Origin of the sequence: Pseudoalteromonas sp. SCQQ13, assembly GCF_015864415.1 — a bacterium.
GTDB lineage: Bacteria > Pseudomonadota > Gammaproteobacteria > Enterobacterales > Alteromonadaceae > Pseudoalteromonas > Pseudoalteromonas nigrifaciens.
Map to the genome: position 1 here is coordinate 109,358 of NZ_JADYXG010000011.1, position 16,933 is coordinate 126,290.

General features: G+C 40.0%; 15 protein-coding genes. 5 read left to right on the top strand and 10 right to left on the bottom strand.

Translation table 11 applies throughout. The features are described 5' to 3' along the window. Window positions 1–62 precede the first annotated feature (62 nt). Window positions 63–623: a translation initiation factor IF-3 gene (gene infC, locus I6F41_RS10780; protein WP_080516827.1), complete on the bottom strand. Its 561-nt coding sequence runs from the start codon at window positions 621–623 to the stop codon at window positions 63–65. 61 nt (window positions 624–684) lie between these two features. After that, window positions 685–2,595, bottom strand: a complete 1,911-nt coding sequence (gene thrS / locus I6F41_RS10785) for a threonine--tRNA ligase (protein WP_089368226.1) — start codon at window positions 2,593–2,595, stop codon at window positions 685–687. Window positions 2,596–2,977: 382 nt separating this feature from the next. Here thrS and I6F41_RS10790 point away from each other — a divergent pair, with 382 nt between their 5' ends. Together I6F41_RS10790 and I6F41_RS10795 are read left to right on the top strand one after the other, a co-directional pair. Further along, the gene (locus I6F41_RS10790; protein ID WP_011328076.1) at window positions 2,978–3,424 is read left to right on the top strand and encodes a DUF3010 family protein; all 447 of its coding nucleotides are present in this window, start codon (window positions 2,978–2,980) and stop codon (window positions 3,422–3,424) included. 182 nt (window positions 3,425–3,606) lie between these two features. Next, window positions 3,607–5,340, top strand: coding sequence for an AMP-binding protein (locus I6F41_RS10795; RefSeq protein ID WP_182683305.1), 1,734 nt, complete (start codon window positions 3,607–3,609; stop codon window positions 5,338–5,340). A gap of 85 nt (window positions 5,341–5,425) precedes the next feature. Here I6F41_RS10795 and hflX read toward each other — a convergent pair whose 3' ends face one another. The 7 genes from hflX to I6F41_RS10830 form a co-directional block, all read right to left on the bottom strand. Then, window positions 5,426–6,778: a GTPase HflX gene (gene hflX, locus I6F41_RS10800; protein ID WP_011328074.1), complete on the bottom strand. Its 1,353-nt coding sequence runs from the start codon at window positions 6,776–6,778 to the stop codon at window positions 5,426–5,428. Between the two features lie 208 nt (window positions 6,779–6,986). Then, window positions 6,987–8,339, bottom strand: a complete 1,353-nt coding sequence (gdhA, locus tag I6F41_RS10805; RefSeq protein WP_011328073.1) for an NADP-specific glutamate dehydrogenase — start codon at window positions 8,337–8,339, stop codon at window positions 6,987–6,989. 433 nt (window positions 8,340–8,772) lie between these two features. Next, the gene (locus I6F41_RS10810; RefSeq protein ID WP_197108373.1) at window positions 8,773–9,246 is read right to left on the bottom strand and encodes a DUF1456 family protein; all 474 of its coding nucleotides are present in this window, start codon (window positions 9,244–9,246) and stop codon (window positions 8,773–8,775) included. A gap of 134 nt (window positions 9,247–9,380) precedes the next feature. Continuing rightward, complete coding sequence (locus I6F41_RS10815) at window positions 9,381–10,625, bottom strand: lipoprotein-releasing ABC transporter permease subunit (RefSeq protein ID WP_011328071.1); 1,245 nt, start codon at window positions 10,623–10,625, stop codon at window positions 9,381–9,383. Then, window positions 10,615–11,313: a lipoprotein-releasing ABC transporter ATP-binding protein LolD gene (lolD, locus tag I6F41_RS10820; protein WP_011328070.1), complete on the bottom strand. Its 699-nt coding sequence runs from the start codon at window positions 11,311–11,313 to the stop codon at window positions 10,615–10,617. Before lolD ends, I6F41_RS10815 begins: the two co-directional genes overlap by 11 nt. Then, complete coding sequence (locus tag I6F41_RS10825; protein WP_182683304.1) at window positions 11,306–12,523, bottom strand: lipoprotein-releasing ABC transporter permease subunit; 1,218 nt, start codon at window positions 12,521–12,523, stop codon at window positions 11,306–11,308. Before I6F41_RS10825 ends, lolD begins: the two co-directional genes overlap by 8 nt. A 138-nt stretch (window positions 12,524–12,661) precedes the next feature. Beyond that, the gene (locus I6F41_RS10830) at window positions 12,662–13,534 is read right to left on the bottom strand and encodes a LysR family transcriptional regulator (RefSeq protein WP_086996014.1); all 873 of its coding nucleotides are present in this window, start codon (window positions 13,532–13,534) and stop codon (window positions 12,662–12,664) included. Window positions 13,535–13,663: 129 nt separating this feature from the next. Here I6F41_RS10830 and I6F41_RS10835 point away from each other — a divergent pair, with 129 nt between their 5' ends. After that, window positions 13,664–14,785, top strand: coding sequence for an S-(hydroxymethyl)glutathione dehydrogenase/class III alcohol dehydrogenase (locus tag I6F41_RS10835; protein WP_011328067.1), 1,122 nt, complete (start codon window positions 13,664–13,666; stop codon window positions 14,783–14,785). Window positions 14,786–14,843: 58 nt separating this feature from the next. After that, on the top strand, window positions 14,844–15,686 hold the full coding sequence (gene fghA, locus I6F41_RS10840) for an S-formylglutathione hydrolase (RefSeq protein ID WP_011328066.1): 843 nt from the start codon (window positions 14,844–14,846) through the stop codon (window positions 15,684–15,686). A gap of 226 nt (window positions 15,687–15,912) precedes the next feature. On the opposite strand, the gene I6F41_RS10845 is transcribed toward fghA, so the two are convergent. Next, the gene (locus tag I6F41_RS10845; protein WP_220488920.1) at window positions 15,913–16,188 is read right to left on the bottom strand and encodes a BCCT family transporter; all 276 of its coding nucleotides are present in this window, start codon (window positions 16,186–16,188) and stop codon (window positions 15,913–15,915) included. A 265-nt stretch (window positions 16,189–16,453) separates the two neighbouring features. Between I6F41_RS10845 and I6F41_RS10850 the strand changes: the two genes are divergently transcribed. Continuing rightward, a complete protein-coding gene (locus tag I6F41_RS10850; protein WP_011328064.1) occupies window positions 16,454–16,870 on the top strand; it encodes an MgtC/SapB family protein in 417 nt (138 codons plus the stop codon). Window positions 16,871–16,933 lie beyond the last annotated feature (63 nt).

The window sequence follows — 16,933 nt, forward strand, 5'->3', positions numbered from 1 at the left end:
GTGAATATTTACATATTACTTGCAGACCTGAGCTATTTTCGGTGCGTATTATCGCTTAAAAATTATTTTTTAGCAACAGGCGCCATCATCATAACCATTTGGCGACCTTCAACGCGATTAGGGAAAGACTCAACAACTGCAAGCTCCTCCAAATCGCCTTTGATACGGTTTAATAATTCTATACCAATTTCTTGGTGAGCCATTTCACGACCACGGAAGCGAATCGTAATTTTAGCTTTATCGCCAGCTTCTAAGAACTTACGTAAGTTGCGCAGCTTAACCTGATAATCACCTTCATCCGTACCAGGACGGAATTTGATTTCTTTTATCTGGATTTGCTTTTGCTTCTTCTTCTGCTCTTTTAGTTCTTTGCTTTTTTCAAAGATGAACTTACCGTAGTCCATGATTCTACAAACAGGCGGCTCAGCGTTCGGGCTAATCTCTACAAGATCAACACCCGCTGCATCAGCCATAGTTTGCGCGTCTTTTAATGACTGAATTCCAGCTTGCTCGCCGTCAATGTCAATTAAGCGAACTTCTTGAGCTGTAATTTCTTCGTTAATACGATTTTTTTGGGCTGTTTGTTGCCCTTTCTTGCCGCCTCTAATAGTACGTTCCTCCAAGAATATCAATAATAGTAAGCGTGTAATTGGCTGTTTGTAAATGCCTTACACGCTCGATTTTTTATTGTCGACTTTTTATCTCTTCGCTAATTTTAGCTACAAAGTCATCAACATTAAATTTGCCAAGGTCTTCACCTGTGCGGGTACGTACTGCTACTTCTTGTTGTTCAACTTCTTTATCGCCAACAACAAGTAAGTAAGGAATACGCTTAAGTGTATGCTCTCGGATTTTAAAGCCAATCTTCTCATTTCTCAAGTCAGCAGTGGCTCTAATTCCAAGTTTATTTAATTTTTGTACAACTTCTTTAACATAATCGGCTTGTTTATCGGTAATATTCATAATTACCACTTGCTTTGGCGCAAGCCACGTAGGGAATAAACCAGCGTATTCTTCAGTTAAAATACCAATAAAGCGTTCAATAGAACCTAAAATAGCACGATGTATCATAACTGGGGTGCGGCGTTCGTTATTTTCAGCAACATAAGTTGCGCCTAAACGACCCGGTAATGCAAAGTCTAGTTGCACTGTACCACATTGCCACGCTCTGTCTAAACAATCGTACAAAGTAAATTCAATTTTAGGGCCGTAAAATGCGCCTTCACCTGGTAGGTAATCAAATTCAATCTCGTTTAGTTTAAGTGCTTCGGCTAATGCCAGCTCTGCTTTATCCCACATATGGTCTTCACCAATACGTTGCTCTGGACGTGTTGAGAGCTTAACCACGATTTTTTCAAAACCGAATGTTTCATATGTATCATAAACCATCTTAATACACGCTGAAACTTCGTCCATTATCTGCTCTTCGGTACAGAAAATGTGCGCATCATCTTGGGTAAAGCCACGTACGCGCATTAAGCCATGTAATGCACCCGATGGCTCGTTACGATGACAACAACCAAACTCAGCCATACGTAGTGGTAAATCGCGGTACGATTTTAAACCTTGATTAAATATTTGTACGTGACCTGGGCAGTTCATTGGTTTAATCGCGTATTCACGCTTTTCAGACACTGTGGTAAACATAGCATCTGCATATTTTTCCCAGTGACCTGATTTTTCCCATAACGAACGATCCATCATCATTGGACCTTTTACTTCTTCGTAATCGTATTCACGTAGTTTTTCACGCACAAACTCTTCAAGCTCACGGTAAATGCTCCAACCATCGTTGTGCCAAAATACCATACCTGGCGCTTCTTCTTGCCAATGCCATAAATCAAGTGCTTTACCAATACGGCGGTGATCACGCTTTTCAGCTTCTTCAAGGCGTTTTAAATACGCTTTAAGTTGCTTTTTATCGCCCCACGCTGTGCCGTAAATGCGTTGTAGCATTTTGTTTTCTGAATCACCACGCCAATATGCACCCGCTACTTTCATTATTTTGAAGTTTTGGCAAAATTTCATGTTAGGTACGTGAGGGCCACGACACATGTCTACATATTCTTCGTGATGATATAACCCTGGACGGTCATCTTTAGCGATGTTTTCATCCAAAATTTCTATTTTGTATGTTTCACCACGCGCTGCAAATACATCGCGTGCTTCTTGCCAGCTTACGGTTTTTTTAACTACATCGTAGTTTGTTTTAGCAAGTTGCAACATACGCTTTTCAATCGCGTCAAGATCATCTTGAGATAACGACTGTTCCATATCAATATCGTAATAAAAGCCGTTATCAATAGTAGGACCAATTGCCATTTTTGCATCTGGGAAAAGCTGTTTAACTGCATGCCCAATTAAGTGTGCACACGAGTGACGAATAATTTCTAAGCCGTCGTCGTCTTTTGCGGTGATGATTTCAAGGCGCGAATCTTCACTTATTAGGTCACATGCATCAACACGCTCGCCATTAACACGGCCAGCAATGGTCGCTTTAGCGAGTCCTGGGCCAATATCGTTGGCAACATCTAGCGTACTTACTGGGTTTTCAAAACTACGTTGACTTCCGTCAGGGAGAGTAATAACTGGCATTATAAATCCTTGCTACAGTGGTGACACCTACAATGTATCACGTGTATTTTTTAAATTAATTAAATGAGAATGACTCGACAACGCTCTTACGAATAAGCATTGACTATTTTTCGCCAAATTTGGCTAATGTAGATGCTGAGTCTGCTCAACTACAAAAAAGATATTGTCGCGTGCAACGCTACTAATTACAAGTTTAAAGCGGCTAAAACACCTGCTATTTTGTTATAAAGGCTAAATTAATAATGTTTCGGCGCAGATTTTATTGCATCAATATAATAAATCTAATCGCCGTTAAATTTACAACTGACTTAAGTGCTTACTCTCGCAATTTAATGGATGTTGCGTATAATACTGGGTAATTAAGTTATATTAGAGAATAGTAATGAGAACATGTGGTGTAGATATTACCGGTAGTGATGTACTACTTTGTATTTTAAGTAAAGATAATGACGTATTTGATATTCGCGACGTGCGCCAAACACGCTTTACCTTAGGTAACGGTAACGACACAGAAGTAATGCGTAAGTTTCAGTTTGATTTTGCCAAGCTAATGCAAGATTACCAAATTGATTCTGTTGCAATACGTCAACGTGCTCCAAAAGGTAAATTTGCTGGTAGTGCTAATGGTTTTAAAATGGAAACCGCGATTCAGCTAATCGAAAACCTTGATGTAAAATTATTTACAACAACCGAAATTAAAGAGCAAGTTAAACGCAACCCTATCCCCATTGATTTTGAGGATACCGGTCTTAAAAAGTATCAAGAAAATGCTTTTGTAAACGCTTACGTTTATATTATGAAAAAAACTTACCGCAGCGACGAAATGTAACCTCATTTAGTAGTTGCTAAAAGCGCGTACTTACAGTGTAAGGCGCGTTTTTTTTACTTTATTTTTGCTTATTTCATTTTCAGCAACAAACCTAAGACATTAGTCTACCCCCCTTCCCTTTGTCGACAATATATGTTTATTTATCATTCAAGCAATTCATATCTACTGATACGGAGAATGACATGAATGTAACAACAAAAGCGGTTAAAGAAATAGAAAAAACAAACCCTATGCCGCTATTGCAGAGTTATTTTAAAGGAATACAAAGTACCCCATTAACCAAACAAACCATAGGTGACTACTTCGACAGCATTGTCGACAATACCCCCGACGCATTAGCCGTGGTTGTGCACCATCAAAACATTCGCTTGAGCTATAAAGAATTTCAGCATCAAGTTAATCAATTAGCAATGGGTTTACTTGCACTGGGTATTAAGCCTGGAGAAAGAGTAGGTATTTGGTCACCAAATAACATCCAATGGTGTTTAACTCAGTTCGCCACCGCTAAAATTGGCGCAATTATGGTCTGTGTAAACCCAGCTTATCGCCCCAGCGAATTGCAGTACGCTTTAAACAGCGTTGAGTGCACCACCTTAATTACTGCTTCCGAATTTAAAGGCAGCAACTATCTGCAAATGCTACAAAGTTTGGCGCCAGAGCTAGCAGAGTGCGAAAAAGGTCAGCTTAATGCCGCTGCTCTTCCCACGCTTAAAAACGTAATTAGAATTGGTGATGAAGCAAGCCCTGGCATGTTTTCATTCGCTGAAGTAACCGCACTTGCAACTCAAGAACATAAACAGCAGTTAGATTCAGTCGCCGCAACTCTTAATTGCAATCAAGATATCAATATTCAATTTACGTCTGGCACCACTGGCAACCCCAAAGGGGCAACGCTTACCCACAAAAACATTTTAAATAATGCGTTATTTGTTGGTGAAGCCATGCACATAACCAATAAAGATAAAATATGCATACCTGTGCCACTTTATCATTGCTTTGGTATGGTACTTGGCAGTTTAGTGTCTATGAGCAAAGGGGCTACAGCAGTTTATCCTGGGGATGCATTTGATCCGAAAACAACTCTCGAAGTAGTACAAAATGAGGGCTGTACAGCACTGCATGGTGTACCGACCATGTTTATTAGTGAGCTTGAATTAAGTAACTTTAATGATTACGACTTAAGTACATTACGCACTGGTGTAATGGCCGGCTCTACCTGCCCAGAGCAAGTAATGCGCAAAGTACAAACTTTAATGAATATGCACGAAGTAGTTATTGCATATGGCCAAACTGAATGCAGCCCTATTAATAATATTACTGAAACCGACTCATCTATTGAGCGCCAAGTAACCACAGTAGGCCGTGCATTAGCGCATACCGAAGTTAAAATAATTGACGAGCTAGGTAATATTCAACCCGTAGGGCAATCGGGTGAGGTATGTAGTCGCGGTGCAGGTATTATGCGCTGCTACTGGAACGATGAAGAAAAAACCAAAGCGACTATAGATCAAGATGGTTGGCTGCATTCTGGCGACTTAGGGGTAATGGACAGTGAGGGCTTTGTTAGTATTGTTGGCCGCATTAAAGACATGATAATTCGCGGCGGAGAAAACATTTATCCCCGCGAAATAGAAGAAGTGCTTTATACCTACCCAGGTGTTCAAGATGCCGCTATATTTGGTATTAGCGACGAAAAATACGGTGAAGAAGTATGCGCCTGGATCCAACCAAAAGAAGATGCGGTTTTAGATGAAGAGCAAATACGGTTATTTTTAAAAGACAAATTGGCTTACTTTAAAGTGCCTCGCCATATTCGTTTTGTTGAAAATTACCCTATGACGGTAACCGGTAAACTGCAAAAGTTTAAAATGCGCGAACAAATGCAAGAAGAGTTAGCAGAAAAAGCATTTTCATAATTATCAACTTTAACAATGCGCAGCCTAAAACAGGCTGCGCTATTATTATAGCAAACGTGCACTAACTAACCTGAGTTCAGGTTAACTATAAATCAAGCATACGCTTTTTTAGCCTTTCTAAGTCAATCGCATTGGAGCGCACGGTGAGTTTAATATGGCTATATTCATATTCTTCTTTAATGACACTCATGGTCGAGCGAATTTCACCCACTATACCTTTGGCGGTGTAAGGAATAATAACCTCTTCTTCAATCATGTCGCTTTGTGCAGTATCAACAATGTACTTATGCAGTTTAGCTATATCAGCAGGGTTACGTGTTGATGTCATCATAGCATCAGGAAATTCAGCCATTAATGCTTGTTGTTGCGCATCGCTAAGTTGGTCTGATTTGTTCAGTACTAATAACTTTTTACTGCCTTGAACACCCACTTCTGCCAATACATTATGCACTACATCAAGTTGTGAGCGAAAAGACGCATCCGATGCATCAACTACATATAACAACAGCGACGCATCATGTGCTTCGGCTAAAGTTGAATGAAATGAAGCAACTAAATCATGCGGTAGTTTTTTAATAAAACCAACTGTATCGGATACCAATATGCGTGGTTGCGTTATTGGATACAAAGCACGAACTGTGGTGTCCAACGTGGCAAAAAGTTTGTTTTCGCCCTCTACATCACTGCCCGTAATTGCGCGCATCATCGACGATTTACCCGCATTGGTATAACCAATTAAAGCCACTGAAAATAGCTCTGAGCGCTGTTCTCGTCTGTCCATCATTACATCTTGAACATTTACCAGTTCACGCTTTAACTCAGCTAATTGGTCGCGTACTTTACGACGGTTAAGCTCAAGCGTTGTCTCCCCTGCGCCCTTACCCATTTGGCGTTCTTTATCGCCGGTAGACGTTTCACGCAGACGCGGCGCTACATAGTTAAGGCGAGCAATTTCAACCTGTAATTTTGCTGTTTTAGTACGCGCATGGCGGCTAAATATTTCAATAATTATGCCGGTGCGGTCAAATACTTCCACACCTAACTGGTTTTCCACATTACGTAGTTGAGAAGGCGTTAAATCGCAGTCAAACACGACAACATCGGCACAAGCAAAATCTAAACCGTCTGATGGAATTTCTGATGGCATGTCGGATAATGGATCGTCATCAAGAAAATTCTCACCCTCTTTCTCATCTGCAGCAGAACCTTTATTACCAGTAAGGTGCGCTATTTCAGCCAGTTTACCTGAACCCAGTACATTTACTTTTTGGGTAGAACTTTGCTTTTGTGATTGTGTACCAACTACTTTAAAGCCAAGAGTGGTAACTAGGCGTGCCAATTCTGCAAGCGACTCAATTGCTTCATCGCCTTTAAAGTGAGGTGTACTAATAGAGATAAGTAATGCGTTAGGAAGTGATGCTTTTGCAGTTAGTTGCATAATTTTTTATGTTAATGCACCGCGAAGTGCAAACCTATTTTCATTCGAAAGTAGCCTGATCCTACGCTGTTATAGCTTGGCTTTATAGCGTTATAACTAACTTAAGCGGTTATTTAAATAAAACACCCCATAAATAGCTAAATTTATGGGGTGTTTTTAAGTACAGGCTCTCACAGCAATGAGCTGCAATTGCTTTAAACTAAAAAAGTTAAACTACGCCTTGCTCTATCATTGCATCGGCAACACGGCGAAAACCAGCAATATTAGCGCCAAGTAACAGGTTAGTAGGTTGGCCAAATTCTGCCGCTGTTTCGTTAGCAATATTAAAAATGTTTTTCATTATGTGCTGTAATTTTGCATCCACTTCTTCAAAAGTCCAGCTTTGCATACTGGCATTTTGCGCCATTTCTAATTGGCTGGTTGCAACGCCGCCCGCATTAGCAGCTTTACCTGGGCCGTAAGCTATTTTGGCTTTAATAAAGCAGTCAATCGCGTCTTTGGTCGAAGGCATGTTTGCACCTTCACTCACCAAAATACAGCCATTGCTTAGTAGCGCTTTTGCATCGCCTTGAGTTAACTCATTTTGAGTGGCACACGGGAACGCAGCATCGGCTTTAAAACGCCACACTGCATGCCCATCTTCTGGGTAATCTGCGCGAGCAATATAAGTAGCTTCTGGGTAGCTTTCTTTATATTTGCTTAAACAGCCACGTTGCTGCTCTTTTAACTCTTTAATAAGCGTTAAATCTATACCCGCGTCATGAAATAGTGTACCGCGAGAGTCACTACAGGTAATTGGTTTTGCATTTAATTGATACAGCTTTTCCATCGCATAAATAGCAACATTACCCGAGCCCGAAATTAAACAACGTTTTCCTGCTAGGCTATCATCGCGGTTTTGTAGCATGTAGTTTGCAAAGTACACTGCGCCGTAGCCAGTTGCTTCTTTACGAACTAACGAGCCACCCCACATTAGGCTTTTACCGGTTAACACACCATCGTAACGCCCTGTTAAACGCTTGTACTGGCCAAACAAATAACCAATTTCGCGTGCGCCAACACCAATATCCCCTGCAGGTACGTCGGTAGTTGGGCCAATGTGGCGGTATAACTCGTTCATAAATGATTGGCAAAAACGCATTATTTCACCGTCTGAGCGCCCTTTTGGATCAAAGTTAGCACCGCCTTTACCACCACCAATAGGTAGGCCAGTTAATGAGTTTTTAAACACTTGCTCAAAACCCAAAAACTTAATAATACTGGCATTAACACTCGGGTGAAAACGCAAGCCCCCCTTATATGGGCCCAAGGTAGAGCTAAATTCAATGCGATAGCCTTTATTTACTTGAATATTACCTTCGTCGTCAACCCAAGGTACACGAAACATTAGTTGACGCTCTGGCTCTACCATTCTTTCTATAATGGCTTCTTTTTGATAATTTGTAGTTTTTGCAAAAAGAGGTTCTAAAGATTCTAGTACTTCTTCAACAGCTTGATAAAACTCACTTTGCGCGGGGCTAGTTTGCTTTAATTGAGCTATCGTACTATGTATATAATTCATAATTATTCTTCCGTGTAAGCTATTTTTAAAATTTGAGAATTCGGGTAAGTATGATTGAGTTTGTTTTTTGAATATAAATCTATTTTAAAATCATAATTTTCATACACCTTACCATTAGAAAGAGTGGTGTTGCACGTCATTCAAGTTGAATTATTTTACTGTTGTGTAAAAATAAAACAGCGACTAGCCGAATTTTTATTCACTTTAACGATATAAAAATACAGTGCGCGGTTGCTAAAACCAAACATACAGCTAACAAAGGAGGTAATTACTTGATATTTAAATGATCTCATTCAATTGCTAGTTTATTAAGCGGTATTGAACAATTTTAAAGTAGGCGTGTAACAAGTTGAAATATATTTAACTTAAAAACAACAAAACGCTAAAACAAGGGCTGTTTTAGCGTTTTGAAAGAGTAATGGCTTTACCTTGCTTACTCAGCAGTGCTTTGTGGACGAACCTGCTGTTGTACACCCGTTAAAAATAAACGAAGTACCTGGTTGTTACATACGCGGTAGTGCTTGTTATCTACTTTACGAGAAAACGCGCTTAGCTCATGCTTACTCAAATTAAAGTCAACGAGTGCCAGCGTCGCAATCACATCTTCCGCTTTCATATTTAAAGCAATACGCAGCTTCATAAAAATAATATTGTTATTTAACTTGCTCTCAGGAGCAGGTTGATCGCCTTCGCGCTTACCACGTTGCGTATTAATAAAACCATTTAAAAAAGTTGCAAACTCTGTATCACTTATTTCAGTGTAAGCCTCTTCGCCTTCTTTAGTTAACCAAGCAATTACTTGCTCTGTAGTAACCGTATGCTCAGCTGCAGCAAAAACATTTACCATAGCGGTGTCGGTTAAATTAAAAATGTAGCGAATGCGGCGTAAAATATCGTTATTTGTCAAAGTAAATCCCAGAGTAGTAAATGCTAACCCAATGGTTAGTTATTGTTAGCTTGTAAATAAGCGCCCTAGTTTAACAGACTTGCCAATACTGCCCTATTAGTTTTTATTTAGCAGCGCACACGCTACCAATGCCGCTAATTACCCAGCACTTTTGCAGGGTCAACTCTTGTTGCTTGCCACGCCGGATAAATAGTAGCTAACGCCGCTAAAATAAAAGTAACAACAACTGTTACCACAATATCTTGCCACACTAACTTACTGGGTAAAAACTCTATAAAATAAACTCCTTGAAGTGGGTTTGCGCCAAAGAGTTGGCTGAGCCAAGTAAATAATTCGCTAATATTTATTGCCAGTACCACACCAATTAAGCTGCCTAATACCACACCTACAAAAGCTTGCGTTAAACCCTGCATTACAAAGGTAGCTAAAATGGTACTGTCTTTTGCGCCCATGGTTTTTAAAATAGCAATATTGCCTTGTTTTTCGCGTACTTCCATTACCAATGAGGACACAATATTAAAACTTGCCACAGCTATAATTAAAAACACCACAATATAAACTATGGTACGCACCATTTGTATATCTTGGTATAAGCTGCCTTGCGTTCTAAACCAACTAGAAATGTATACATAGTCGTCTATGGTTTGCCCTACCCGTAGCGCAATTTGATGCGCAGTAAATACGTCATCAACGCTTAGGCGAAGCCCGGTTACTTGGCTTTCATCGTAACCTAATGTTTGCTGCGCTTTATTAAGGTGGATAAATGCAGCTGTGCTGTCTATTGGCCCACCCATTTCAACAATACCTGCAAGTAACAGTGTTACTCGCTTAGGGGCTAATAATGACTGCCCTTGCTGAGCTATTTGAGGAATAAGTAAGGTAATACTATCGCCCACGCTGGCATCGAGCTGGTTAACTATTTGCTTGCCTAAAATAACTTCATCAATGCCAAGCTGGCTCACCAATTTGCCTTTGGTAAATTGATTAATAGCCGACACGCTCCCCTCCAATGAAGGCTCAACCCCGCGTATTTCTACTGCTTTTAATTGGCTTTTAAATTGCGCCATGCCGTTAACTGCAATAAATGGCGCGGCGCCGGTTACATGATCTTGCTGTTGAAGCTGCTCAACTTTTTGTGGCCAATTAGCAATTGGCCTATTAGGCGCTACATATTCAACCTGCGGCACTACGCTTAATAAGCGATGCACTAATTGCTGCTCAAAGCCATTAATTACCGACAGCGCAACTATTAAAACCGCAACGCCCAATAAAATACCCACAGTAGATGCTTTAGCTATAAAGCTTACAAAGCCATTTTTTTCATCTTTATGACCAGAATACGCTCTAAAGCGTTTACTTATAAACGCACTAAGCAACATGTTGCGACTCTTTAATAGTAAGTTTTCCATCATCTAAATAGGCTATTTTACCGAGTTTGTCGGCCAGCTCTAAGTCGTGTGTTACCACCACAAAGCTGGTATTTAAACTTTTATTAAGCTCATTTATTAAGTCGTATATTTTAATCGCGTTTTGTTTATCTAAATTACCGGTTGGCTCATCGGCAAGCACTAATGCCGGTTTAGTAACGAGCGCGCGCGCAATTGCCACTCGTTGGCGCTCACCACCAGACAGTGCCGACGGCTTATGAGAGCTACGATGTGCTAGGCCCACTTTTTCAAGCATTTCTAATGCAGCTACTTTCGCAGCTTTAGCACTTAGTCCTTTAATTAAAAGCGGCATAGCTACATTTTCTACCGCGCTAAATTCCATCAGTAAATGATGAAATTGATAAATAAAGCCTAAGTTTTTATTTCTAAATGCCGCTTGCTCTGTACGGGAGAGCTTAGCCACTTCTTGATTTTTAATTTTAGCACTGCCAGATGTTGCAGTATCGAGCGTACCGAGTATATGCAATAAGGTACTTTTACCCGAACCAGAGCTGCCCACAATAGCCAGCATTTCACCTTGTTGCAGGGCTAAATCAACCCCTTTTAATACTGCAACTTGGTTACTACCATCTTGATAAACTTTATTTAAATTTTCACAACTAATAACTAAATCATTCATAACGCAATACCTCGGCTGGTTTTACTTTTGCGGCTTTGCGCGCTGGGTAAACAGTGGCTAAAAAGCTCATAGCAATACTCGAACAAGCGATAACAATTAGGCTTGGCACATCAAATTTTACCGGCAACTCTATACCTGCCATCAAATTTAACCCTACTAATGCTAATAACTCATTAATATATAAACTAAGTAATACACCTAAAAATGCCCCTACTGCGGTGCCTATCACGCCATTATAAAGTCCTTGCACCATAAACACTTTTTGTACTTGCGATGGTGTTAAACCCAAGGTTTGTAAAATAGCGACTTCGCCTTGTTTTTCACTTACCATCATCGTTAGCGCAGAGACAATATTAAATACCGCAACCAGCACAATAAGCCCTAATAACATCGACATAATCCGTTTTTCCATTGCTACAGCAGCAAATAATGTGCCTTGGCTGCTGCGCCAATCTGTATAGGTATGATCTTTTAATATTAGTTTGCTGGCCTGTATAAATTCATCCAATGCAAAGGATTCATACAAAGAAATACTTAAATTAGGTGCAGTGTTTTGATCCAGCTTTAATACGCGTTGCAACGACGCACCACTGGTAAAAGCCAGCCCCATGTCAATTTCAGAGCCAGTTTCGTAAATGGCTGCTATTTTAAACAAGCGTTGGCTAGGCATTCGCCCAAGCGGTGTATAGGTAGAAGCATTTGGCATAATAACCCGCAGCTTATCTCCCAAACCAACACCTAATTTACGGCTCAGGTAGCGACTAATGGCAATGCTATAGTTTTTATTAAGTACTGTTTGCCAATTTCCTTGTACTATTTTATCGGTAATTTTATAGAGCGAGCCGTCATCGCCATATAAGCCTTGCAGCAACACACCGTGTAAATCTTTATTGGTTTGTAATATAGCTTCACCATGCTGATAAAGGCTTACAGTACTTACATAAGGAGATTGTTCAAGATCTGCTTTTAAACTACTCATTTGCGCTGCAGTACGCTTATTAGCTTGCACTTCAACATGCGGAATAAGCCCAAGCATATTGGTTTTTAAGCTGCTTTCAAAGCCATTCATTACTGAACTGACAGTAAATAATGCCATTAAGCCAATCGCAATACCGGCAATAGAAAAAAACGAGATAAATGAAATAAACGCATTCCCTTTTGAGGAGCGACTATATCTAAGCCCAATAAACAAACTAACCGGTTGAAACATATTGTTTTTAAACACTTATCCTAAAAATAGTAACTTATAATAACACGAATAATCCGTACTTGGGTATGCCACTAAATGTAATAAATATTTAAAAATCTGATACTTGGCTAGAATAAAAATTAAATGATTAACCCGCTATTAAGCTTTTAGTCCTGCGACTAAATAATCAAGTAGCACCCTTACATTAGTTGCCACAAACTGTCGAGGCGGATACACACCCCATACCCCTTCTTGCAGCGGCTGATAGGATGTTAAAATAGGCACTAACTGCCCTGTTTTTAACTCGTTTTCAATGTAGTAATTAGGGAGCTGAATAATCCCTAAACCTTTTTTAGCGCCATCTACCAACGCCCAGCCACTATTACATTGCAGTCGCCCAGCTATTTTAATATGCTTTTCGCGCCCTCCTTCGTTTACCCGCCAATAACGACTATTCCCCACTAAACATTGATGATTTATTAGCTCACCTAATGTGTGTGGCTCGCCAAATCGGGTTAAATAATCAGGGGCACAACACATAATAAAACGCCGTGCACTTAAGCGCCGTGCTTTTAAGCTCGAGTCTTTTAAATGCCCCAGTCTAATAGCCAGATCAAAACCACCTTCTAATAAGTTTTCTTGCTCATTACTGAGCGTAGCAACGACTTCTACATCGGGGTGGTCGTGCATAAAATTATGCACTATTGGCATAATAAAGCTCTCGCCATACATTACCGGGGCTGTTAGATTAATTTTACCTTTTGGCGTACTTTGCTGTTGCGCTAAACTTTGCGTGGCATCATCCATTGCATGTTGTAAATGCTTTATTTGGTGTAAAAACACCTCACCTTCTTTGGTCAAAACCACTTTACGCGTTGTGCGCGTTAGCAACTGTGTATTTAAGCGTTGTTCAAGCGCACTAACATGGCGGCTAATATGCGCAACCGACAGCCCAATTGCTTTGCCTGCAGCGGTAAAACTACCTTCTTCACCTACCGCAATAAATTCGTCTATTCCATCCCATCGTGCCATTGTTACAGTTCTGAAAAAGTGTTTTAATAAAATTGAGATTATCATTATTTGAGAAACAAATACAATAGCTACATCACCCAAGAAAATTGGGTCTACAATTATTATCTACCCACTACAAAGGATAAGCACATGTCAGAATTTATTAAATCAAAAGCAGCTATTGCTTGGGGTCCTAATCAACCACTTAGTGTTGAAGAAGTTGATGTGATGATGCCTAAAAAAGGCGAAGTAATGGTAAAAATTACCGCTACTGGTGTATGTCATACCGATGCATTTACATTATCGGGTGAAGATCCTGAAGGTATATTCCCTGCAATTTTAGGCCACGAAGGCGCTGGTGTTGTATATGCAATCGGAGAAGGCGTAACCAGCGTAGAAATTGGCGATCATGTTATTCCTTTATACACCGCAGAATGTGGTGAATGTAAAATGTGTACCTCGGGCAAAACTAACCTGTGTTCTGCTGTGCGCGAAACCCAAGGTAAAGGCTTAATGCCAGACGGTACAACACGTTTTTATAAAGACGGTCAGCCAATTTACCACTACATGGGTTGCTCAACTTTCTCTGAGTACACAGTACTGCCAGAAATCTCTTTAGCTAAAGTAAACAAAGAAGCGTCTTTAGAAGAAATATGCTTACTAGGCTGTGGCGTAACAACAGGTATGGGCGCAGTAACAAACACAGCTAAAGTAAAAGCGGGCGACACTGTAGCTATTTTCGGTTTAGGTGGCATAGGTTTATCAGCTATTATTGGCGCAAAAATGGCCGGTGCGAGTCGTATTATCGGTATCGATATAAACAACTCTAAATACGAGTTAGCAACCAAGCTTGGCGCAACCGATTTAATTAATCCAAAAGACTTCGACAAGCCAATTCAAGACGTAATTGTTGAAATGACCGATGGCGGCGTTGACTACTCGTTTGAATGTATTGGTAATGTTGATGTTATGCGCTCAGCACTTGAGTGTTGTCATAAAGGTTGGGGTGAGTCGGTAATTATTGGTGTAGCAGGCGCTGGCCAAGAAATTGCTACTCGTCCATTCCAATTAGTTACTGGGCGTGTATGGCGTGGTAGCGCATTTGGTGGTGTTAAAGGCCGCTCACAACTACCTGAAATTGTAGAACGTTACATGGCTGGCGAGTTTGCACTAAATGACTTTATTACCCACACAATGGGCCTTGAAGACATTAATGATGCATTTGATTTAATGCACGAAGGCAAAAGCATTCGTACCGTTATTCATTACTAAGCAATAAACCAATCGCTTGTATTCACGGTGTGGATATAAGCGGCTTTTGAGGATTATCATGTTAGAAAATATCTCAAGTGTAAAAGTATCCGGTGGCTGGCATAAACAATATACGCACAGCGCTGTAAGCACTCATTGTACTATGCGTTTTGCCGTTTTTTTGCCGCCCGGCGCTAGTGAAAGTAATAAAGTACCGGTACTTTATTGGCTTTCAGGTTTAACCTGCACCGACGAAAACTTTATGCAAAAAGCAGGCGCATTCAAAAAAGCAGCTGAGCTAGGTATTGCTATTGTGGCACCCGACACTAGCCCTCGTGGGGATAATGTTCCTAACGAAGACAGCTACGATTTTGCTCAAGGCGCTGGGTTTTATGTTAACGCGACACAAGCCCCTTACAACACTCACTTTAATATGTACGACTACGTAGTGAATGAATTACCCGCGCTTATAGAGCAGCACTTTCCTGTGACTAGCACAAAAGCAATTAGTGGTCATTCAATGGGCGGCCACGGTGCGTTGATGATCGCCCTTAAAAACCCACAGGATTATGTTAGTGCCTCGGCGTTTAGCCCTATAGTAAACCCTATTAATTGCCCATGGGGCGTTAAAGCGTTTACGGGTTATTTAGGAGCCGATAAAACAACATGGGCACAATACGACAGCTGCAAATTAATGGCTAAAGCTGAGCAAAGTAACTACTTGCCAATGTTAGTGAGCCAAGGCGATGCCGATAACTTTTTAGACGAGCAATTAAAACCACAAAATTTAGTGGCTGTTGCAAAACAAAAAGACTACCCACTGACCTTAGAAATGCAAACCGGGTACGATCATAGTTACTTTTTTATCAGTAGCTTTATTGATCAGCACTTGGTATTTCATCATCAGTATTTGTCTGCATAACAATATTATTGTTTGTAGTAATAATGTGTAGAGAACCCTCTACACATTATTTTAAACTATTAAAAAAACGTCCTTACTTGCATCAGTATTCACTCGCCTTTTATTACCCTGCTTGCTGTGGCTCTACCCATAAGCTTATTTAGAGCATGCTGACCTTGTAAAATAAAATCAAATTTTAAATTTTAAATTTTAAATTGTAAATTGTAACGGTGTTAAACAAAGCACATTACTCATGCACTTCCTTTTTTATAAACTCCTTAACAAAACCAATTAATTGCAGTAAATATATAATCAAAAAGGGTAATGCACCTACAATCGCAACGCTGTGATTTAAAGGCTCGTTATTTTGAACTAATAATACGCAAGCATACAATCCCAACGCAAACGACCAGGCGTATAAACTCCAAGTATATGTTTTATTTGCGCCGCTTAATTGGCGTATAACCAAAACGGCAGAATCATCAGAGGTTGCTAACGCGCAGTAATAACGCGTTTTTTTCAAGTTTAGTGGCTGTATTTATTGTTTTTTTTAAAAGGCAAGTGATGTACATAATTACCTTTAATATAAGTAAAAGAATATGGATATTCAAAAGCGATATCAAACTAACTACTTAGTAAAATAGTAAAATAGTAAAATAGTAGTGTAACTATTACCAAGCCAGGCAGAATAAAAATAAAGGCAAACCTAAATTACTGAATTTAAAATATTAAATAAATGGCTTACAGATTGCTAGCTAGTTATTAAGATTAACTAAAAAGGCAAGATCATGGAAATTGATTTACAGTGGCACGAAATCGTTGATAATCTGATTCACTTAGGCATAGCTTATTTACTCGCTTTGCCAATGGCCTACGACAGAGAGCGCAGCCAAGATGGTGCGGGGCTGCGTACCTTTCCGTTAGTAGCGGTGGCATCATGTGGTTATGCGTTAATTGCGTTGTCTGTACTTGACTCCTCTGAAGCACAATCAAAAATGTTACAGGGGATCATTACCGGTATCGGCTTTATTGGCGGTGGCGCAATTTTAAAAAATAACCAGTCTACCTCAGGTACTGCCACCGCGGCGAGCATTTGGAATATGGGTTTAATTGGTATTGCTGTGGCCTACAGTCGCTACGAAATAGCTATTTTACTGGCCATTATTAACTTTATAACATTACGCTATATTAAAAAGTTTAAGTAACCTCTTAATTTTATATCTTAGTGAAAACAAAAAAGGCGCTATAAAAGCGCCTTACCAAACAAG